The following is a 19,028-nucleotide window of genomic DNA, read 5'->3' as shown; positions in this document are numbered from 1 at the left end:
CCCCATGCTTCCCGTCGCCTTCCACGGAGAGGACGCCAGCCCCCGATGAACGCCCCGTACATCTCCCAGCAGACCGAGGACGCGGTCCTCGCTGTCCTTGCCGGACAGCCGCTCCCGGACATCGCCGCCCGCACGGGCACCGCCCCCGAGGAACTGGCCGAGGCCGTAGCCCTCTACCGGGCCGCCGGACGCGATGCCCTCGCCGAGCAGGCCGCCCGGCTCGACTGGTACCAGGTCCGTATCGAGTTCCCCGACTGGAGCCGCTGCGAGGATGCGGCCGGGCCCCTTGCCCGAAGGCTTGCAGACGCCGAAGAGGCCGCGCTCGTCGGCCCCTGGTGGTTCATCCGCAAGGCCCCCCAATGGCGGCTGCGCGCCCTGCCCGGAGCCCACGGGCCCGACCGGCTGCGCCACGTTCTCGCCAGTGCCCTCGACGTCCTCGTGGAACATCGGACGATCAGCCGGTGGTGGCCCACCATCTACGAGCCCGAGGTTCCGGCCTTCGGCGGCCCGGCCGCCATGGACATCGCGCACGCCCTGTTCCACGCCGACAGCGCACACGTCCTCGACCACATCCAGAACGCCAAGCCGCCCATGGGCCGCCGCGAACTGTCCGTCCTCCTGCTCTGCGCCCTGTTCCGCAGTGCGGGACTGGAGTGGTTCGAGCAGGGCGACGTCTGGGCCAAGGTTTCTCGCCTGCGGCCGCTTCCAGCAGACGTGACGACCACGCAGCTTGCCGGACTCGGCGACGGTCTCCGCACGCTGATGAACTCCGATCCCTCCCCCCTCCTGGCCTCCGGCGGCACACTGGAAGACGTCGCCCCGTGGCTGGACGCCTTTGAGACCACAGGACGCGCCCTCGGCGAGGCGGCAGCCGCCGGGATCCTCGAACGTGGCCTGCGGCAGGTTCTCGGGCACCACGTGATCTTCCACTGGAACCGGTTGGGACTCACCGCCCGCACCCAGGCAGTCATTGCCCACGCCGCGACGCACACCGTGATGGAAACCCGCCACCGCCCGCAGCAGGTGTAACAGAACGCGGCAGTTGACGTTAGGACTGGCTGACGGGCCACTCCGCGCTGACGGTCTGCCTGGCCGTCACCGCGAGCGAGCCGCTCGTCACCAGCACCGCCGAGGCCCCTGAACTGACGTCGGCGCTGTTCTGCCCTGCCCGCCGGCACCACCGAAGAACGACGAAGACGAAGGAGAGGCATGGAGAAGATGACCTGGGACGGCGTCCACAAGCTGCGGGAGTGGCTGGACAGCGAGGACCAGGCCGCGGCCGGCGACGTGAAGCTGCTGCGGGTCCTCAAGATCGGCGAGGAGTTCGGGGAGGCCGCCCAGGCCATCACCGGCGCCCTTGGTGCCAACCCTCGCAAGGGCCACAGCAACACCTGGCAGGACGTCGAGAAGGAGCTGAGTGACGTCATCGTGACCGCCATGGTGGCCCTGGCCACGATCACCCCGGAGGCCGAGAAGGTCCTCGACGCGCGGGTCCAGGGGCTCCTGGAACGGCTGAACCTGAGCTGACCCGGGCCCGCAAACCTCACCCGTCCGTGCCTCGAAGGTGCTGGAACACCACGTGGGGCACGTGGTCCAAAGGGCGCTGGGCGACGCGGCTTCGTAGATTCCGACGAAGCTGCGGGGCGCGTTCGTTCATGCCCACAAAGATCACGAGCAAATCAAGTGATCAAATCAAAGGAATGTGGACCTTGTGCTACGCGCATCGTTTCAGACAAGATCCGAAGCGTTGTTGCAGAACTCGCCGCAGCCCGCAGGGGGTGCGGCGGGTCGCCCCCGTTCCATGCTCCGCAAGCTGACGGGGTGCGAGGTAGGCCCGGCGGTTCACCCGTCGGGCCTACCACTGTGTCGGGTCTCCTGAGCTGTTCCCGGCCGTGTTCCCGGCCGTGTTCCCACGGGAACACGGGCGTCCGAGGAAGCCGGAAGATGCGGCCGGGTGACGGAAGATTCGGCCGGATGCGCGAATCATCCGCGCAGGTCAGAGCAACGTCGCAGGTCAGAGGTGGTCTGAGGAACGCACTGTGCGGGGGCTCCGGCCGTCCCCCTTTTGTGCCGTCCCCCTTTTGCAGGCGCCCGTATTTTCCCGGGCGCCGGGAAGGGGTACGACTGACAGGTAGCACCGATCGGTAGGTCCCCCCGATGCGGCGAGGTGAGTACCCGGATGTCGGCAACACGGCCCGTACAGCCCAAGGTGACCGAGCGCGAGGCGCGCCAGGTCGCGGAAGCGGCCCGCGAGCAGGACTGGCGCAAGCCCAGCTTCGCCAAGGAGCTCTTCCTCGGACGCTTCCGGCTCGACCTGATCCATCCCCATCCCGCCCCCGCCGCCGAGGACGTCCGGCGGGGCGAGGCCTTCCTGGCCCGGCTGCGGGAGTTCTGCGAGAACGAGATCGACGGTCCGCGCATCGAGCGCGAGGCGCGGATCCCCGACGAGACGGTGCGCGGGCTCAAGCAGCTCGGCGCCCTCGGCATGAAGATCGGCACCGAGTACGGGGGCCTCGGCCTCACCCAGGTGTACTACAACAAGGCGCTCGCCCTCGTCGGTTCCGTCAGCCCCGCCATCGGGGCGCTGCTCTCCGCCCACCAGTCGATCGGTGTGCCGCAGCCGCTGAAGATGTTCGGCACGAAGGAGCAGAAGGACACCTACCTGCCCCGCTGCGCCACCACCGCGATCAGCGCCTTCCTGCTCACCGAGCCCGACGTGGGCTCCGACCCGGCGCGCCTGGCGACCACCGCCGTGCCCGACCCGGAGGACGAGGACACGTACGTCCTCGACGGGGTGAAGCTGTGGACCACCAACGGGGTGGTGGCCGACCTGCTCGTGGTCATGGCCAGGGTCCCCCGGAGCGAGAACCACCGCGGCGGGATCACCGCCTTCGTCGTCGAGGCGGACTCGCCGGGGATCACCGTCGAGCACCGCAACGCCTTCATGGGCCTGCGCGGCCTGGAGAACGGCGTCACCCGCTTCCACCGGGTCCGGGTGCCCGCGGCCCAGCGGATCGGCGCCGAGGGGGCCGGGCTGAAGATCGCGCTGACCACCCTCAACACCGGCAGGCTGTCCCTGCCCGCCATGTGCGTCGGCGCCGGCAAGTGGTGCCTGAAGATCGCCCGGGAATGGTCCGGCGCACGCGAGCAGTGGGGCCGTCCCGTCGCCCGGCACGAGGCCGTCGGGGCCAAGATCTCCTTCATCGCGGCCACCACGTTCGCCCTGGAGGCGGTGGTGGACCTCGCCTCCCAGATGGCCGACGAGGACCGCAACGACATCCGCATCGAAGCCGCCCTCGCCAAGCTCTACGGCTCCGAGATGGCCTGGCTGATGGCCGACGAGCTGGTCCAGATCCGCGGCGGCCGCGGCTTCGAGACCGCCGAGTCCCTGGCCGCGCGCGGCGAACGGGCCGTGCCCGCCGAGCAGCTGCTGCGCGACCTGCGCATCAACCGGATCTTCGAGGGTTCGACCGAGATCATGCACCTGCTGATCGCACGCGAGGCCGTCGACGCCCACCTCTCGGTCGCCGGCGACCTCATCGACCCCGAGAAGGACCTCGGCGACAAGGCGAAGGCGGGCGCCCGCGCGGCCGGCTTCTACGCCCGCTGGCTGCCCAGGCTCGCCGCCGGTCCCGGCCAGGTGCCCGGCGCCTACCGGGAGTTCCACCCGGCCGGCCACCCCGACCTCGCCACCCACCTGCGCTACGTCGAGCGCGGCGCCCGCAAGCTCGCCCGCTCGACCTTCTACGCGATGTCCCGCTGGCAGGGCCGGATGGAGACCAAGCAGGGCTTCCTCGGGCGGATCGTGGACATCGGCGCCGAGCTCTTCGCGATGAGCGCGGCCTGCGTGCGCGCCGAGCACCTGCGCGAGAGCGGCGACCACGGCCGCGAGGCCTACCAGCTCGCCGACGCCTTCTGCCGGCAGTCCCGGCTGCGCGTCGAGGAGCTCTTCGGACGCCTGTGGTCCAACACCGACGACCTCGACCGCAAGGTCGTCGAAGGGGTCCTCGGCGGCACCTACACCTGGCTGGAGGAGGGCGTGCTCGACCCCTCGGGCGACGGCCCGTGGATCGCGGACACCGCCCCCGGCCCCTCCACCCGGGAAAACGTGCACCGCCCCCTGCGCTGACCTGCCATCATCGGCAGCGGATCGGACGGATGTACGAGGATGGAGTACGCGTACGTCCGTACGTCCGTACGGCGTGCGGGCGTGCGGCGTACGAGCGAGCACCGGGACCGGCACGAAACGCGAGGCGGACGAGGACGATGGCGACGGCCGAGGAGGACCGGGCCTGCCGACGGCTGGCCTGGTGCGTGGCGCACCTGCTGCGCCACGCACCGCACCACGTGGTGGCCGACCTGATCGACCGGCTCGACGGGCCCACCCGCATGTACCTCTGCCGGGACCAGTGGCTGCCCGCCGCGGCCGTCACCCTGCTGCTGCGCCACGGCACCGACACCGACCGGCACTACATCGCCCGCAACCCGCACGTCGTCGGCCGTCCGCTGCCCGGCCTGCCCGGCCCCGCGCGGTACGCCGCCCGGCCGGGGCCCTCGCCCGCGCTGCTCGCCGAGACCGGCCCCGGCCCCCTGACCCCCGAGGAGCTGGTCCGGCTGCTGCGCCGGCACGGCCGCCGCCCCCGGGTCCCGCTCACCCTGCTCCGCATGCCGCACCTGCTCGACCTCCGGGACCCCGAGCCGCTGCTGCGCGCCCACGCCCGCGCCCCGCTGCCGGCCGGCGCGGTCGAGGCGCTGCTGCTGGCCGGCGGGCTGCCCCGGCAGGCGTGCCGCGCGCTGCTCGACGCGCGCACGGGGGACACGTACGGGCGCCACTGGTACCGCCCCGCCGTGCGCGCCGTCCGGATGGGCCTGCTCACCTGCGACGAGCTCGTCACCTACGTGGCCCCCGCGGCCCGGACCCTGCTGCTCGGGCACCTGCCCGTCACGCACGGCCTGCGCTGGACCCTGCCCGAACAGGCCGAGATGCAGTCGGCCGTGCACCGCGCCCTGCGTCCCGCGCTCGGCGACGACCCCCGGCTGTGGGCCGAACTGGGGCGGCGCGCCCCCGCCTTCCGCGGCACCCTGCCCGACCTGGCGGCGGCCCTGGCCGCGGGCACCCCGCCCGCGCCCGGCGACGTGCGCCACGACCCGGCGCTGGCCCGCGCCGTACGCCACCTCGCCCCGGACCCGTCCCCGGGCGAGCCGGCCGGCGCCTGGGAGCGCGAGCTGGCGCTGGTGAGCCTCGCCGTACCCATGGAGACGGCCGCCGAGGACGTCCGCTGGGTCCGCGACTGCCTGGACCGGTCCCTGCTGACCGGCGCCGACGTGGTCCGGCACAAGGTCCCCGCCTGCTGGGCGCTCGACGAGGACCAGTGGCTCGGGGACATAGGCCACCCCGACCGCCACGACCGCCCCGCCGCCGTACTCGCCGCCCGCGCCGAGGCCGACCGGCTCTTCGACGCGGCCCTCGGGGACGACCCCGGGGCCTGGTGGCGCGCCGCCCGGGCGCTCCCCGACTTCGCCGGAACCCTGCCCGAACTGCTGGCCCGCGTCACGGACGGGGACTCCGTGTCCAAGCGTCCCTGAGTTGCGGCAACAATGGGGGCATGAGCGACAGTCCAGCCCCCCTCGCCGACCCGCACCTCCTCTTCGACGCCGCGGCCGGCCGCCGGGACATCGTCATCCTCGGGTCGACCGGGTCCATCGGCACCCAGGCCATCGACCTCGCCCTGCGCAACCCGGACCGGTTCCGGGTCACCGCGCTGTCCGCCGCGGGCGGCCGGGTCGCCCTGCTGGCCGAACAGGCCCGGCGGCTCGGGGTCAGGGCCGTGGCCGTCGCCCGCGAGGACGCCGTACCGGCCCTGAAGGAGGCGCTGGGCGAGCAGTACGGCGCCGGCGAGCCGCTGCCCGAGATCCTGGCCGGGCCCGACGCGGCGGCCGAACTCGCCGCCTCGGACTGCCACACCGTCCTGAACGGCATCACCGGCTCCATCGGCCTCGCCCCCACCCTCGCGGCGCTGCGGGCCGGCCGCACCCTGGCCCTGGCCAACAAGGAGTCGCTGATCGTCGGCGGCCCCCTGGTCAAGGCCCTCGCGAAGCCCGGCCAGATCATCCCCGTGGACTCCGAGCACGCGGCCCTCTTCCAGGCCCTCGCCGCCGGCACCCGCGCCGACGTGCGCAAGCTCGTGGTCACCGCGTCCGGCGGCCCCTTCCGCGGCCGCACCCGCGCCGAGCTGGCCTCCGTCACCGTCGAGGACGCCCTGGCGCACCCCACCTGGGCCATGGGCCCGGTCATCACCGTCAACTCGGCGACCCTGGTCAACAAGGGACTGGAGGTCATCGAGGCGCACCTGCTCTACGACATCCCCTTCGACCGCATCGAGGTCGTGGTCCACCCCCAGTCCTACGTGCACTCGATGGTCGAGTTCACGGACGGTTCCACCCTCGCCCAGGCCACCCCGCCGGACATGCGCGGCCCCATCGCGATCGGTCTCGGCTGGCCCCAGCGGGTCCCGGACGCCTCCCGCGCCTTCGACTGGACCAAGGCCTCCACCTGGGAGTTCTTCCCGCTGGACACCGAGGCCTTCCCCGCGGTCGGCCTCGCCCGGCACGTCGGCACCCTGGGCGGAACCGCCCCCGCCGTGTTCAATGCGGCCAACGAGGAGTGCGTGGAGGCCTTCCTGGCCGGCCGGATGCCGTTCACGGCAATCATGGATACCGTCTCCGCAGTGGTCGACGAGCACGGAACCCCCGCGTCGGGAACCTCCCTGACGGTGGCGGACGTCCTGGAAGCGGAGACCTGGGCCAGGGCCCGGGCACGGGAGATGGCGGCGCGGGCCGCCGTGGAGGCGCGCGCATGACCCTGCTGCTGACCCTGATCGGCGTACTCGTCTTCGTCGTCGGACTGCTCTTCTCCATCGCCTGGCACGAGCTCGGCCACCTCTCCACGGCCAAGCTCTTCGGCATCCGCGTGCCCCAGTACATGGTCGGCTTCGGCAGGACCGTCTGGTCCCGCAAGAGGGGCGAGACCGAGTACGGGATCAAGGCCATCCCGATGGGCGGCTACATCCGCATGATCGGGATGTTCCCGCCCGGCGAGGACGGCAAGGTCACCGCCCGCTCCACCTCGCCCTTCCGGTCGATGATCGAGGACGCCCGGTCGGCGGCCTACGAGGAGCTCCAGCCCGGCGACGAGACGCGCCTGTTCTACACGCGCAAGCCCTGGAAGCGCGTGATCGTGATGTTCGCGGGCCCCTTCATGAACCTGGTGCTCGCCCTCGCGATCTTCTTCGGGGTCTGGATGACCTTCGGCGTCAACCGGACCACCACCCAGATCGCGACCGTCTCGCCCTGCGTCATCCAGCAGAGCGAGAAGCGCGAGATCTGCAAGGACGGCGACCCGGTCGCCCCGGCGAAGCAGGCCGGCCTGCGGGCGGACGACCGGATCGTCGCCTTCAACGGCAGGAAGGTCGCCGACTGGGCCACCCTGCAGAAGCGCATCCGCGACACCGTCGGCCCCGCCACCGTCACCGTCGTGCGCGACGGGCGGCAGCTGGACGTGCCGGTCACCCTGATCGCGAACCAGGTCGCCAAGACCGACGGCCACGGCGGCTACGTCAAGGGCCGGTACGTGACCGCAGGCTGGCTCGGCTTCAGCCCGAAGAACGAGATCGCCGCCCTGTCCTTCGGCGAGTCCGTCGACCACGTGGGCGAGATCGTCGACAGCAGCGTCGAGGGGCTGCTCAAGCTCCCCGCCAAGATCCCCGCCCTGTGGAACGCGGCCTTCGGCGGCGCCGAGCGCGAGCCCGACTCCCCGATGGGCATCGTCGGAGCGGCCCGGATCAGCGGGGACATCGCCGCCCTGGACCTGCCGAGCGAGCAGAAGATGTCGATCCTGCTCAACGTGCTGGGCATGTTCAACCTCTCGCTGTTCCTGTTCAACATGCTGCCCCTGCTGCCCCTGGACGGCGGCCACATCGCCGGCGCCCTGTGGGAGTCCCTGCGCCGCACCGTGGCGAAGGTCTTCCGGCGGGCCGACCCCGGCCCCTTCGACGTGGCGAAGCTGATGCCCGCCGCGTACGTGGTCGCCGGCGTCTTCGTCTGCTTCACCCTGCTGGTGCTCGTGGCCGACGTGGTCAACCCGATCAAGATCACCTAGCCGTACGGGCGACACCCAGCGCCGCGGGAGCCGGGCACGGTGACGTGCCCGGCTCTCCGCGTTCGGGTGGCGTGACCCCTCGGATGCAAGGGGCGCGCGCTGCTTGGCGTAATCTCGAAGGCTGGAGCCCGCCGATCTCGGGACCTCGATCCACACCTTGGGGTAGCACAGCAGATGACTGCCATCTCTCTCGGAATGCCGTCCGTGCCGACGAAGCTTGCCGACCGCAGGGTCAGCCGCAAGATCCAGGTCGGTTCCGTGGCCGTCGGCGGCGACGCGCCGATCTCGGTGCAGTCGATGACGACGACCCGCACCTCCGACATCGGCGCCACCCTCCAGCAGATCGCCGAGCTGACCGCCTCCGGCTGCCAGATCGTCCGCGTCGCCTGCCCGACGCAGGACGACGCCGACGCGCTCGCCGTCATCGCGAAGAAGTCGCAGATCCCGGTCATCGCCGACATCCACTTCCAGCCCAAGTACGTCTTCGCCGCGATCGACGCCGGCTGCGCCGCCGTCCGCGTCAACCCGGGCAACATCAAGCAGTTCGACGACAAGGTCAAGGAGATCGCCCACGCCGCCAAGGACGCGGGCACCCCGATCCGCATCGGCGTCAACGCGGGCTCCCTCGACGCGCGGCTGCTGAAGAAGTACGGCAAGGCCACCCCCGAGGCGCTCGTCGAGTCCGCGCTGTGGGAGGCCTCCCTCTTCGAGGAGCACGGCTTCGGCGACATCAAGATCTCGGTCAAGCACAACGACCCGGTCGTCATGGTCAACGCCTACCGCCAGCTCGCCGCCCAGTGCGACTACCCGCTGCACCTCGGCGTGACCGAGGCCGGCCCCGCCTTCCAGGGCACCATCAAGTCCGCCGTCGCCTTCGGCGCGCTGCTCTCCGAGGGCATCGGCGACACCATCCGCGTCTCCCTCTCCGCGCCGCCGGTCGAGGAGGTCAAGGTCGGCAACCAGATCCTGGAGTCGCTGAACCTCAAGCCGCGCCGCCTCGAGATCGTCTCCTGCCCCTCCTGCGGCCGCGCCCAGGTCGACGTCTACAAGCTGGCCGAGGAGGTTACGGCCGGCCTGGAGGGCATGACCGTCCCGCTGCGCGTCGCCGTCATGGGCTGCGTCGTCAACGGCCCCGGCGAGGCCCGCGAGGCCGACCTCGGCGTCGCCTCCGGCAACGGCAAGGGCCAGATCTTCGTCAAGGGCGAGGTCATCAAGACCGTCCCCGAGTCCAAGATCGTGGAGACCCTCATCGACGAGGCGCTGAAGATCGCCGAGCAGATGGAGAAGGACGGCGTCGCCTCAGGCGAGCCCAGCGTCGCCATCGGAGTCTGACCCCGGCCTCCCGGCCCCAGCCGACGCCTTCCCGGCCCCGTTCCCGCAGCTCGCGGGCGGGGCCGGTCCTCTTTCGTGACCTGGGGGACCGGGCGTGCGCAGGTCGCGGCGGGTACAGTGCGGAGATCAGCAGACTTGCATGGTGAGGCACCGGTGTTGACGCAGACCACGACCAGGGTCCTTGAACCCAGTGATCTCGACGCCGCGCTCGACATCCTCGGACGTGAGCCGGTCGAGAACGCCTTCGTCACCTCCCGGGTCCAGGTCGCCGGACTCGATCCCTGGCGCCTGGGCGGAGAGATGTGGGGCTGGTACGCCGGCGGCGAGCTCCGCTCCCTGTGCTACGCGGGAGCCAACCTGGTCCCCGTCTGCGCCGGCCCCGACGCCGTACGCGCCTTCGCCGACCGCGCCCGGCGCACCGGCCGCCGCTGCTCCTCCATCGTCGGCCCCGCCGAGGCCACCCGGCTGCTGTGGCAGCTCCTGGAGCCCAGCTGGGGACCGGCCCGCGACGTCCGCGCCCGCCAGCCGCTCATGGTCACCGAGCAGCCCTCCGCCGAGATCGCCCCCGACCCGCTGGTCCGCCGGATCCGCAAGGACGAGATGGACCTGATCATGCCCGCCTGCGTGGCCATGTTCACCGAGGAGGTCGGCATCTCGCCCATGGCCGGGGACGGCGGCCTGCTCTACCAGGCCCGGGTCGCCGAGCTCGTCGGCAGCGGCCGCTCCTTCGCCCGCGTCGAGAACGGCAAGGTCGTCTTCAAGGCCGAGATCGGAGCCGCCACCGCCGCCGCCTGCCAGATCCAGGGCGTGTGGGTGGCGCCGGAGTTCCGCGGCCGCGGGCACTCCGAGACCGGTATGGCCGCCGTCGTGGAGCACGCCCTGCGCGACGTGGCCCCCGTGGTCAGCCTCTACGTCAACGACTTCAACACCGCCGCCCGCGCCGCCTACCGCAGGGTCGGCTTCCGCGAGGTCGGCGCGTTCATGAGCGTCCTGTTCTGACGTGCGTACGGGCCCTGCCGCGGCGTACGGCCGGGGGCGGCCGGTTTCGTACCGGAAGCCGTACCGGAGCGCCCCTACCCCGAAGTAAGGTCGCCGCATGCTGCCTCCTTCCCCGGGCGACGACCCCGCACGGCCCGCCGGCCTCCGCATCGGGCACCTCGACCTCGCCGGCCGGGTGGACGAAGCCCTGCGCGTCCAGGCCGTCGCCTTCGGCCTCAGCGAGGAGGAGGTCGGCATCCGGCGCTACATCGTCCAGCGCCACATGACCTGCCCGGGCGCCCGCGCGCTCGGCGCGTTCACCGCCGACGGGGCCCTGGCCGGCTTCGTGTACGGCATGCCCAACGACCGCGGCCACTGGTGGTCCACCATCGTCGAGCCCTACCTGCGGGCCGGCGGCACCGAGCACTGGCTCGACGGCTCCTTCGTCATCACCGAGCTGCACGTCCACCCCGGCTTCCAGGGCCGCGGCGTCGGCCGCGCCCTCATCACCCGGATCACCGACGGCGCCGCCGAGCCCCGCTCGATCCTCTCCGCCATCGACACCGACAGCCCGGCCCGCGGGCTCTACGCCGCCCTCGGCTACCGGGACCTGGCCCGCAAGGTGCACTTCCCGAGCGCGAGCCTGCCGTACGCGGTCATGGGGGCCCCGCTGCCGCTGCTCAGGCCCCCGCACACGCCCTGAAACGGTTTCCGCTGCCCGTACGCCCCCCGGTAGCCTCCCGTCATGTCTACGCAACACGTGCAGCGCATGTCCCGCCTCATGGCCAAGACCCTCCGCGAGGACCCGGCCGACGCGGAGACCCTGAGCCACCGCCTCCTCGTCCGGGCCGGCTACGTCCGGCGCAGCTCCGCCGGGGTGTGGACCTGGCTGCCGCTCGGCAAGAAGGTCCTGGACAACGTCTCGCGCATCGTCCGCGAGGAGATGGACGCGATCGGCGCCCAGGAGGTGCTGCTGCCGGCGCTGCTGCCGAAGGAGCCGTACGAGGTCAGCGGCCGCTGGTCGGAGTACGGCGACCTGCTGTTCCGGCTGAAGGACCGCAAGGGCGCCGACTACCTGCTCGGCCCCACCCACGAGGAGATCTTCACCCTGGTGGTGAAGGACCAGTGCACGTCCTACAAGGACCTGCCGGTCATGCTGTACCAGATCCAGACGAAGTACCGCGACGAGGCCCGGCCCCGGTCCGGGGTGCTGCGCGGCCGCGAGTTCCAGATGAAGGACTCCTACTCCTTCGACGTGTCGCAGGAGGGGCTGGAGGAGTCCTACCGGCTCCACCGCGAGGCCTACGTACGGATCTTCCAGCGGCTCGGCCTGGACCACCGCATCGTGTCCGCCGTGTCCGGCGCCATGGGCGGCTCGGCGTCGGAGGAGTTCCTCGCCCCGGCCGCGGCCGGTGAGGACACCTTCGTGGACTGCCCCTCCTGCGACTACGCGGCGAACACCGAGGCGGTGACCTTCGCGCCGGCCCCGGTGGAGGCGGCCGGCCACGGACCGCTGGAGGAGATCCCCACCCCGGACACCCCCACGATCGAGACCCTGGCCGCGCACCTCGGCGTGCCGGCGTCCGCGACCCTGAAGAACCTCCTGGTCAAGGTGGACGGCGAGATCACCGCCGTCGGCGTGCCCGGGGACCGGGAGGTGGACCTCGGCAAGCTCGGCGAGCACCTGGCCCCGGCCGTGGTGGAGCTGGTGACGGCCGAGGACTTCGCGGACCGGCCGGACCTCGTACGCGGCTACGTGGGCCCGCAGGGCCTGGACAAGGTCCGCTACCTCGCCGACCCCCGCGTCGCACCCGGAACCGCCTGGGTGACGGGGGCCAACAAGCCCGACACCCACGCCCGCAACGTGGTGTGCGGCCGGGACTTCGAGGTGGACCGCTACCTGGACGTGGTCGTCGTCGAGCCGGGCGACCCCTGCCCGTCCTGCGGGGCGGGGCTGAAGCTGGACCGGGCCATCGAGATCGGGCACATCTTCCAGCTGGGCCGCAAGTACGCCGACGCGTTCGGGCTCGACGTGCTCGGCAAGGAGGGCAAGCCGGTCCGGGTCACCATGGGCTCGTACGGCATCGGCGTCTCCCGGGCGGTGGCGGCGCTGGCCGAGCAGACGGCCGACGAGCGGGGCCTGCGCTGGCCCGCGTCGGTGGCGCCGGCCGACGTCCACGTGGTGGCGGCGGGCAAGGCCGGGCCGCTCGCGCTGGCGGAGGAGGCGGCGGCCGCCCTGGCCGCGGCCGGGCGGCGGGTGCTGCTGGACGACCGCGCCGGGCTGTCGCCGGGGGTCAAGCTCACCGACGCGGAGCTGATCGGCGTGCCGTGGATCCTGGTGGCGGGGAGGCGCTCCGCCGAGGGCGTGGTCGAGCTCCAGGACCGCGCCGCGGGCACCCGCGAGGAACTCCCCCTCCAGGAGGCCCTCGCCCGCCTGGCGTAGCCGTGGTGGCGGCTGCCGCTGCGCGGGCGGGCCCCTCCCCGCGCTTCGCCCGTTCCCCGGGGGCTCCGCCCCCGGACCCCGTTCTCCGGTTCACCCGACGCGTGAGGCGACGGGCGCGCAGCGTTCCCGTGCGGGGGCGGCCCCGCGCAGCGGCAGCCCCCGTCGGCCGACGCTGCGCTTCAGGAAGGCGTCGCCGGCGGTTCGGGGGACGTGGCCCCGGGCGGGGCGATGGCGGCCTCCGCGGGGCTCTGGGCCGGGGGAGCGACAGGGGTGGCCTCGGCGGGGCTCTGGGCCGGGGGAGTGGCCGGGGCGGCTTCGGCCGGGTCCTGGGCCGCCGGAGGGACGGGGGCCGCGCGCTCCAGGAAGCGCAGCAGTTCCACCGGGAACGGCAGCACCAGCGTCGAGTTCTTCTCCGCCGCCACCGCGATCACCGTCTGCAGCAGCCGCAGCTGGAGCGCCGCCGGCTGGTCCGACATCACCGCCGCGGCCTCCGCCAGCTTGTGCGAGGCCTGGAGCTCCGCGTCCGCGTTGATCACCCGCGCGCGCCGCTCCCGGTCCGCCTCCGCCTGCCGTGCCATCGAGCGCTTCATCGTCTCGGGCAGCGACACGTCCTTGATCTCCACCCGGTCGATCTGCACGCCCCAGCCCATCGCCGGGCTGTCGATCATCAGCTCCAGCCCCTGGTTGAGCTTCTCGCGGTTCGACAGCAGGTCGTCCAGGTCGCTCTTGCCGATGATCGACCGCAGCGAGGTCTGCGCCATCTGGGAGACCGCGAACCGGTAGTCCTCGACCGCGACGATCGCGCTCGCCGGGTCGACCACCTTGAAGTAGACCACCGCGTCCACCCGCACCGTGACGTTGTCCCGCGTGATGCCCTCCTGCGCCGGCACCGGCAGCGTCACGATCTGAAGGTTCACCTTCCGCAACCGGTCCACGACCGGAACGATCACGGTGAACCCGGGCGGCCGCACGCCTTCCCGCAGCCGACCGAAGCGGAAGACCACGCCCCGCTCGTACTGCTTCACCACCCGGGCGGCCGCGCCCAGATACACCGCGACGCCCGTGGCGGCGGCGATTCCCGCTGTCAGCAGTTCCTCGACCATGACGGCCCCCTGCCGGACATACCTACCTATTCACGGTATGCCCGCCGGCCCGCCCTACAACCAGGCCGCGAACTCCAGCAGCAGCTCCGCGTCCCGCCGGCGTCCCGCCGCCAGCGCCCGGCAGCCCGACTCCACCGCCCGGAAGACCGTCCAGCCCCGCAGCCGGTCCCGGTCCACCTCCAGGGAGTCGGCGAGCTTGTTCACCCGCCGCCGCGCCCCGGACGCCCCCGCCGAGGCGGCCACCTGGTCCTCGAGCCGGTCCCGCACCAGCCGGGCCAGGTCGTAGGCCCGCTCGCCCACCAGCGGGTCGGGCCCCACGGTCAGCCACGGCGCCCGCTCGCCCGCCAGCACCTTGCCCTGCCGGAAGTTCCCGTGCAGCAGCAGCTCCTCGCCGGGCGGGCCGGTCAGCTCCTCCCGCAGCGCCACCGCCGTGTCCGCGAGCGCCCGCACCTCCGGCGGCGCCGACCGCAGCGCCTCGCACTGGGCCGCCGTGCGCTCGGCCACCGTCTCGAACGGGTGCCCCTCGGCCGGCCGCACCCACAGCCGGCGCAGCGTGCCGCAGGCCTCCAGCAGGGCCTTGGCCTCCGGCAGCGAACGCAGCGACACGTCCGGGTGCAGCCGTTCCAGCAGCAGCGCGCCGTCCTCCTCGTGGTGGCGCGTGTCCAGGACCCGTACGGCTCCGAAACCGCCCCAGTGGGCGAGCGCGGCCAGCTCCCGGTCGGGCCGGGCCGTCGGCGGCGCCAGCTTCAGGGCGGCCGGGGTGCCGTCGGGGTAGCGGACGAGCAGCAGCAGACTGCTGCGCCCGCCCGGGGCCTGGACCCGCTGGGCCGCGACGTCCCGCCGCTTCAGCGCCTCCTCGGCCAGCTCGGGCAGACGCCCCAGCCACTCCGTGTCCCGCTCGGCCGGCGGCAGTTCGCCGAGTGCCCGTACGAGCCGCTGCGGCGGTTCGAAAGCCATGCGTGCGTGGTCCCTTTCAGCTGGTACGGGCCCGCTCCGAGCGTTCCGTGAGCCCAGGGAAGGCTACGCCGGTACCGCGCCAGCGTGCCGCGCGCACGGCCGCGGCGCTCAGCGCGTCAGCCGCCTCGCGGCGCAACTGGCCGTCCGCCGACCGCACCAGGTCGGAGTACGCGCCCGCCACCCGGTCCTCGATCTCGGCGGCCAGCCGCTCGGTGTCGTCGGGGGTGCGCAGCTCGAAGGGCAGCGCGTACGCCGCCTCCGCGGCCTGCGGCGCGCCGCCCAGCTCCCGCACGGTCCGGGTCAGCCGGTCGCGGCGGGCCAGGTGGCCGCCGTACGCCTCGCGCGCCTCCGCCGCCCGGGCGGGGGCGACGCGCGCGCCGATCACCCCGTACCCGTACGCCGCCGCGTGCTCGGCGGCCAGCGCGGCCTGGGCGGCCCGCAGGGCGCCGCCGGCGGGGGAGGGCGAGGGCTTCACGAGGCGGCTCCCGGGGTCGAGGTCAGCAGGTAGGCGTGGACGGCCCCGCAGGCCGCCACCGAGGCCAGCAGCCGGGCGAGTTCCCCCGGGGCGGCGGCCAGGGCGATGGTCCGGGCCTCCGACAGGCTCCGCTCCGCGTCCGCGAGCGCGCTCAGTGCCTCGGCGGGCTGCGCCGGTACCGCCTCGCGGCTCGCGGCCGGCGGGCCGGGCGCGGGCGCCGCGGCCCCCGGGGCGGCCGGGGAGGGCGGCGCCGTCCTCGAGGACGGCTCGCGGGCGGCGGGGTCCGCGAAGGCCAGTGCCGCGGTGTGCTCGGCGACGGCGGCGCGCAGCGGCGCGAGGCGCCCGGCGAGGGCCGGATGGGCGGCCGCGGTGGTGTCGTAACGTTCCAGCAGTCGCTCGCTGTCACGAACGGCGCCTTCCCGCATCCGCCGTTCGAGGGGAATCCCGCTGCCGGCGCCGGGGGCGTCGCCGCCACCGGTGCACCCGGTGAGCAGCACGGCCCCGGCCGCACCGGCGGTTCCGACGAGCAGGCTCCTTCGTGAGGGCGAGGGCCTCAAGGGCGTGGTCCAGGGCACGGCGGCGTCCTCGGGGGTGATGACGGGGCAGGGTGTGATCACGGTACCCGGGGGTCCCGTCCGGAGCGCGGACGGCAACACCCTCCGCGACCGGATACCCTTTGACCTGACACGACGGAAAACCACAACAGCACACGCGGCCGAGGAGTCACCCGGATGAGCACGACCCAGAGCGACAGGCTGCGCGGACTGCTGGAGCCGCTCGTCGCCGCCAAGGGCCTGGACCTCGAGGACATCGAGCTTTCCAAGGCGGGCAAGCGGCGGATGCTGCGCATCATCGTGGATTCCGATGAGGGTGTCGACCTGGACGAGTGCGCCGAGCTGAGCCGTGAGATCTCCGACCGGCTCGACGAGTCCGACGCGATGGGCGAGGACGAGTACAACCTCGAAGTCAGCTCCCCCGGCGCGGACCGCCCGCTCAGCGAGCACCGTCACTACGTTCGGGCGATCGGCCGCCTCGTGAAGTTCCAGCTGTCCGCCGAAGGTGGAAAGGATGCCGGCGAACTGGTCGCCCGCATCCTCGGCGTCGACGACGAGGGCATGGACGTCGAAGTTCCGGGTGTGAAGGGCCGCAAGGCGACCGCCCGCCGTATTGCTTTCACCGACATCGCCAAGGCGCGAGTCGAGATCGAGTTCAGCCGCAAGGACAAGAAGGAAGAGGAGGCGTAGCCGTGGACATCGACATGAGTGCCCTGCGGGGTCTGGTCCGGGAGAAGGAGATCTCCTTCGACCTGCTCGTCGAGGCGATCGAGTCGGCCCTCCTCATCGCGTACCACCGCACGGAGGGCAGCTTCCGGCGCGCCCGCGTCGAGCTCGACCGTACCAACGGTCACGTGGTCGTGTGGGCGACGGAGGACCCGAGGGACCTCGAGGAGGGGCAGGAGCCCAAGGAGTTCGACGACACGCCGTCGGACTTCGGACGGATCGCCGCGACGACCGCCAAGCAGGTGATCCTCCAGCGTCTGCGCGACGCCGAGGACGACCTGACCTTCGGCGAGTTCGCCGGCCGCGAGGGCGACGTCATCACCGGCGTCGTCCAGCAGGGCAAGGACCCCAAGAACGTCCTCGTCGACATCGGCAAGCTGGAGGCCATCCTGCCGGTGCAGGAGCAGGTCCCCGGCGAGGAGTACACGCACGGGCTCCGCCTGAAGACGTACGTCGTCCGGGTGGCGAAGGGTGTCCGCGGTCCGTCCGTGACGCTGTCGCGGACCCACCCCAACCTGGTGAAGAAGCTGTTCGCCCTGGAGGTCCCGGAGATCGCCGACGGCAGCGTCGAGATCTCCGCGATCGCCCGTGAGGCCGGCCACCGCACCAAGATCGCCGTCCGGTCCACCCGCTCCGGCCTCAACCCGAAGGGCGCCTGCATCGGCCCGATGGGCGCCCGCGTGCGCAACGTGATGGCCGAGCTGCACGGAGAGAAGATCGACATCGTCGACTGGTCGGACGACCCGGCGGAGATGGTGGCGAACGCCCTGTCCCCCGCGCGGGTGAGCAAGGTCGAGGTCGTCGACTGGGACACCCGCTCCGCGCGGGTGACCGTGCCCGACTACCAGCTGTCACTGGCGATCGGCAAGGAGGGCCAGAACGCCCGCCTCGCCGCCCGGCTCACCGGCTGGCGCATCGACATCCGGCCGGACACCGAGGCACCCGACGACGCGGACGCCCGCGCCTGACGGACCGGTGTGCCGGGCGCCCGACCGGGAATAAACCGGTACCGGCCGGGGGTTTCCGGGCGGTAGACAGGTACTCCGGCACGCCGGAGCACCGTACGAGACCACAACGACATCCGTTCGATTTTTCCCCTGAAGGGGTGAGGTCGGTACGGGGAGGTAGACTTAGGCGTGTCTGGCCGGACGCAAGCCCGCGCATGCCCCGAACGCACCTGTGTGGGGTGCCGGGAGCGAGCGGCCAAGAGCGATCTGCTGCGCATCGTGGCGGTCGGGGACGCATGCGTCCCGGATCATCGCGGTACGCTGCCCGGCCGGGGTGCCTACGTGCACCCCGCCGTGGTCTGCCTCGACCAGGCGGTCCGCCGCCGGGCGTTCCCCCGGGCCCTCAGGTCCGCCGGAGCGCTCGACACGGAGGGACTGCGCACTGCCCTGGCCGTACCGGCCGAGGCGACCCCGTAAGAAAGAAGTACGGCACGGACACCCCGTGCGGTCAGGTACCTCGCGAGTTGGAAGTAGGTCGAGATTGCGATGAGCACTCGATGAGTACGCGATGAGTACGCCCATGAAGTAGCGACGGTCCGGCGTAACCCGGACCTAAAAGGAGCGATGTGGCTAAGGTCCGGGTATACGAACTCGCCAAGGAGTTCGGGGTAGAGAGCAAGGTCGTCATGGCCAAGCTCCAAGAACTCGGTGAATTCGTCCGTTCGGCGTCCTCGACGATCGAGGCGCCGGTTGTACGCAAGTTGACTGACGCACTGCAGGGGCCCGGCGGCAACGCCGGCAAGTCCGCTGCGAAGCCCGGCGCGCCCCGCAAGGCCGCGCCCGCCAAGCCCGCGGCGCCCTCCCCGGCCGCCGCGGCACGTCCTGCCGCCCCCAAGCCCGGCGCACCGGCCCCCAAGCCGGCCGCTGCCGAGGCTCCCGCGGCACCCGCCCCGGTGACTCCGGCCGCTCCCGGCCCGCGTCCCGGTCCCAAGGCTCCCGCCCCGAAGCCCGCTCCGGCGGCTCCCGTGGCGACCGAGTTCTCCGCGCCTCCGGCGGCCCCGGCCGCCCCGGCGCGTCCCGCCGCCGCCCCCGGCCCCCGTCCGGCGCAGCAGCGCCCGGCCGGCCCGGGTCAGGGTGCCCGTCCCGGCGCCCCGCGTCCGGCCGGCGCCACCCCCGGCGCCCAGGCCCCGCGGCCCGGCGGCTCGCAGGCCCCGCGTCCCCAGGGCTCCCGTCCGGCCGGTCCCCGTCCGGGCAACAACCCCTTCACCTCCGGCGGCTCGACCGGCATGGCGCGCCCGCAGGCGCCCCGTCCGGCCGGCGCTCCGCGTCCCGGTGCCCCCGGCGCCGGCGGCCAG

The 19,028-nt window shown here is 72.9% G+C and carries 18 protein-coding genes; 14 read left to right on the top strand and 4 right to left on the bottom strand.

The features are described 5' to 3' along the window. Positions 1-45 precede the first annotated feature (45 nt). The 10 genes from AB0D45_RS17585 to AB0D45_RS17540 all read left to right on the top strand — a co-directional run bounded on the left by AB0D45_RS17585 (position 46) and on the right by AB0D45_RS17540 (position 12,911). Positions 46-1,029 (top strand): thiopeptide-type bacteriocin biosynthesis protein, encoded by a 984-nt coding sequence (locus AB0D45_RS17585; RefSeq protein ID WP_362459776.1) that lies wholly within the window; start codon positions 46-48, stop codon positions 1,027-1,029. A 180-nt stretch (positions 1,030-1,209) separates the two neighbouring features. Next, positions 1,210-1,527 carry a MazG-like family protein gene (locus tag AB0D45_RS17580; RefSeq protein ID WP_362459773.1) on the top strand — a complete coding sequence of 106 codons (318 nt, stop codon included), beginning with the start codon at positions 1,210-1,212 and terminating at the stop codon, positions 1,525-1,527. A 652-nt stretch (positions 1,528-2,179) separates the two neighbouring features. Further along, positions 2,180-4,129 carry an acyl-CoA dehydrogenase family protein gene (locus tag AB0D45_RS17575; RefSeq protein ID WP_362459770.1) on the top strand — a complete coding sequence of 650 codons (1,950 nt, stop codon included), beginning with the start codon at positions 2,180-2,182 and terminating at the stop codon, positions 4,127-4,129. 137 nt (positions 4,130-4,266) lie between these two features. After that, complete coding sequence (locus AB0D45_RS17570) at positions 4,267-5,586, top strand: hypothetical protein (protein ID WP_362459767.1); 1,320 nt, start codon at positions 4,267-4,269, stop codon at positions 5,584-5,586. 20 nt (positions 5,587-5,606) lie between these two features. Further along, entirely contained in the window at positions 5,607-6,860 is a 1,254-nt protein-coding gene (dxr, locus tag AB0D45_RS17565; protein ID WP_362459764.1) for a 1-deoxy-D-xylulose-5-phosphate reductoisomerase, read from the top strand. Beyond that, positions 6,857-8,158, top strand: coding sequence for a site-2 protease family protein (locus tag AB0D45_RS17560; protein WP_361597880.1), 1,302 nt, complete (start codon positions 6,857-6,859; stop codon positions 8,156-8,158). Before dxr ends, AB0D45_RS17560 begins: the two co-directional genes overlap by 4 nt. Before the next feature lie 174 nt (positions 8,159-8,332). Then, positions 8,333-9,490: a flavodoxin-dependent (E)-4-hydroxy-3-methylbut-2-enyl-diphosphate synthase gene (gene ispG / locus AB0D45_RS17555; protein WP_361597877.1), complete on the top strand. Its 1,158-nt coding sequence runs from the start codon at positions 8,333-8,335 to the stop codon at positions 9,488-9,490. A gap of 153 nt (positions 9,491-9,643) precedes the next feature. Further along, positions 9,644-10,489 carry a GNAT family N-acetyltransferase gene (locus AB0D45_RS17550; protein ID WP_362459760.1) on the top strand — a complete coding sequence of 282 codons (846 nt, stop codon included), beginning with the start codon at positions 9,644-9,646 and terminating at the stop codon, positions 10,487-10,489. 97 nt (positions 10,490-10,586) lie between these two features. Then, positions 10,587-11,171, top strand: coding sequence for a GNAT family N-acetyltransferase (locus AB0D45_RS17545; RefSeq protein ID WP_361597871.1), 585 nt, complete (start codon positions 10,587-10,589; stop codon positions 11,169-11,171). A 42-nt stretch (positions 11,172-11,213) separates the two neighbouring features. Then, positions 11,214-12,911, top strand: coding sequence for a proline--tRNA ligase (locus tag AB0D45_RS17540; RefSeq protein ID WP_362459756.1), 1,698 nt, complete (start codon positions 11,214-11,216; stop codon positions 12,909-12,911). Between the two features lie 179 nt (positions 12,912-13,090). On the opposite strand, the gene AB0D45_RS17535 is transcribed toward AB0D45_RS17540, so the two are convergent. From AB0D45_RS17535 to AB0D45_RS17520, 4 genes are read right to left on the bottom strand one after another with little or no spacing between them, the layout of a single operon-like run. Continuing rightward, positions 13,091-14,014 (bottom strand): SPFH domain-containing protein, encoded by a 924-nt coding sequence (locus AB0D45_RS17535; RefSeq protein ID WP_362459753.1) that lies wholly within the window; start codon positions 14,012-14,014, stop codon positions 13,091-13,093. A gap of 54 nt (positions 14,015-14,068) precedes the next feature. Beyond that, complete coding sequence (locus tag AB0D45_RS17530) at positions 14,069-14,971, bottom strand: aminoglycoside phosphotransferase family protein (protein ID WP_362459750.1); 903 nt, start codon at positions 14,969-14,971, stop codon at positions 14,069-14,071. Positions 14,972-14,987: 16 nt separating this feature from the next. Continuing rightward, positions 14,988-15,446 carry a DUF4439 domain-containing protein gene (locus AB0D45_RS17525; RefSeq protein ID WP_362459747.1) on the bottom strand — a complete coding sequence of 153 codons (459 nt, stop codon included), beginning with the start codon at positions 15,444-15,446 and terminating at the stop codon, positions 14,988-14,990. Continuing rightward, the gene (locus AB0D45_RS17520) at positions 15,443-16,063 is read right to left on the bottom strand and encodes a hypothetical protein (RefSeq protein WP_362459744.1); all 621 of its coding nucleotides are present in this window, start codon (positions 16,061-16,063) and stop codon (positions 15,443-15,445) included. Before AB0D45_RS17520 ends, AB0D45_RS17525 begins: the two co-directional genes overlap by 4 nt. A gap of 114 nt (positions 16,064-16,177) precedes the next feature. On the opposite strand from AB0D45_RS17520, the gene rimP reads away from it, so the two are divergent. The 4 genes from rimP to AB0D45_RS17500 all read left to right on the top strand — a co-directional run. After that, positions 16,178-16,690 (top strand): ribosome maturation factor RimP, encoded by a 513-nt coding sequence (gene rimP / locus AB0D45_RS17515; RefSeq protein ID WP_362459741.1) that lies wholly within the window; start codon positions 16,178-16,180, stop codon positions 16,688-16,690. A 2-nt stretch (positions 16,691-16,692) separates the two neighbouring features. Next, positions 16,693-17,694, top strand: coding sequence for a transcription termination factor NusA (gene nusA, locus AB0D45_RS17510; protein WP_362459738.1), 1,002 nt, complete (start codon positions 16,693-16,695; stop codon positions 17,692-17,694). A 168-nt stretch (positions 17,695-17,862) separates the two neighbouring features. Then, entirely contained in the window at positions 17,863-18,150 is a 288-nt protein-coding gene (locus AB0D45_RS17505) for a YlxR family protein (protein WP_361597846.1), read from the top strand. Positions 18,151-18,299: 149 nt separating this feature from the next. Then, the coding region (locus tag AB0D45_RS17500; RefSeq protein WP_362459735.1) for a translation initiation factor IF-2 N-terminal domain-containing protein at positions 18,300-19,028 on the top strand (729 nt) is incomplete at its 3' end.

The organism is Streptomyces sp. NPDC048352, assembly GCF_040651895.1.
Taxonomy (GTDB): Bacteria; Actinomycetota; Actinomycetes; order Streptomycetales; family Streptomycetaceae; genus Streptomyces.
This window is presented reverse-complemented; position numbering and strand designations above follow the sequence as displayed.

Coding starts and splice junctions, on each gene's coding strand:
- AB0D45_RS17585 (WP_362459776.1), top strand. CDS start 46: ATGAACGCCCCGTACATCTCCCAGCAGACCGAGGACGCGGTCCTCGCT.
- AB0D45_RS17580 (WP_362459773.1), top strand. CDS start 1,210: ATGGAGAAGATGACCTGGGACGGCGTCCACAAGCTGCGGGAGTGGCTG.
- AB0D45_RS17575 (WP_362459770.1), top strand. CDS start 2,180: ATGTCGGCAACACGGCCCGTACAGCCCAAGGTGACCGAGCGCGAGGCG.
- AB0D45_RS17570 (WP_362459767.1), top strand. CDS start 4,267: ATGGCGACGGCCGAGGAGGACCGGGCCTGCCGACGGCTGGCCTGGTGC.
- dxr (WP_362459764.1), top strand. CDS start 5,607: ATGAGCGACAGTCCAGCCCCCCTCGCCGACCCGCACCTCCTCTTCGAC.
- AB0D45_RS17560 (WP_361597880.1), top strand. CDS start 6,857: ATGACCCTGCTGCTGACCCTGATCGGCGTACTCGTCTTCGTCGTCGGA.
- ispG (WP_361597877.1), top strand. CDS start 8,333: ATGACTGCCATCTCTCTCGGAATGCCGTCCGTGCCGACGAAGCTTGCC.
- AB0D45_RS17545 (WP_361597871.1), top strand. CDS start 10,587: ATGCTGCCTCCTTCCCCGGGCGACGACCCCGCACGGCCCGCCGGCCTC.
- AB0D45_RS17540 (WP_362459756.1), top strand. CDS start 11,214: ATGTCTACGCAACACGTGCAGCGCATGTCCCGCCTCATGGCCAAGACC.
- AB0D45_RS17535 (WP_362459753.1), bottom strand. CDS start 14,014: ATGGTCGAGGAACTGCTGACAGCGGGAATCGCCGCCGCCACGGGCGTC.
- AB0D45_RS17530 (WP_362459750.1), bottom strand. CDS start 14,971: ATGGCTTTCGAACCGCCGCAGCGGCTCGTACGGGCACTCGGCGAACTG.
- rimP (WP_362459741.1), top strand. CDS start 16,178: ATGAGCACGACCCAGAGCGACAGGCTGCGCGGACTGCTGGAGCCGCTC.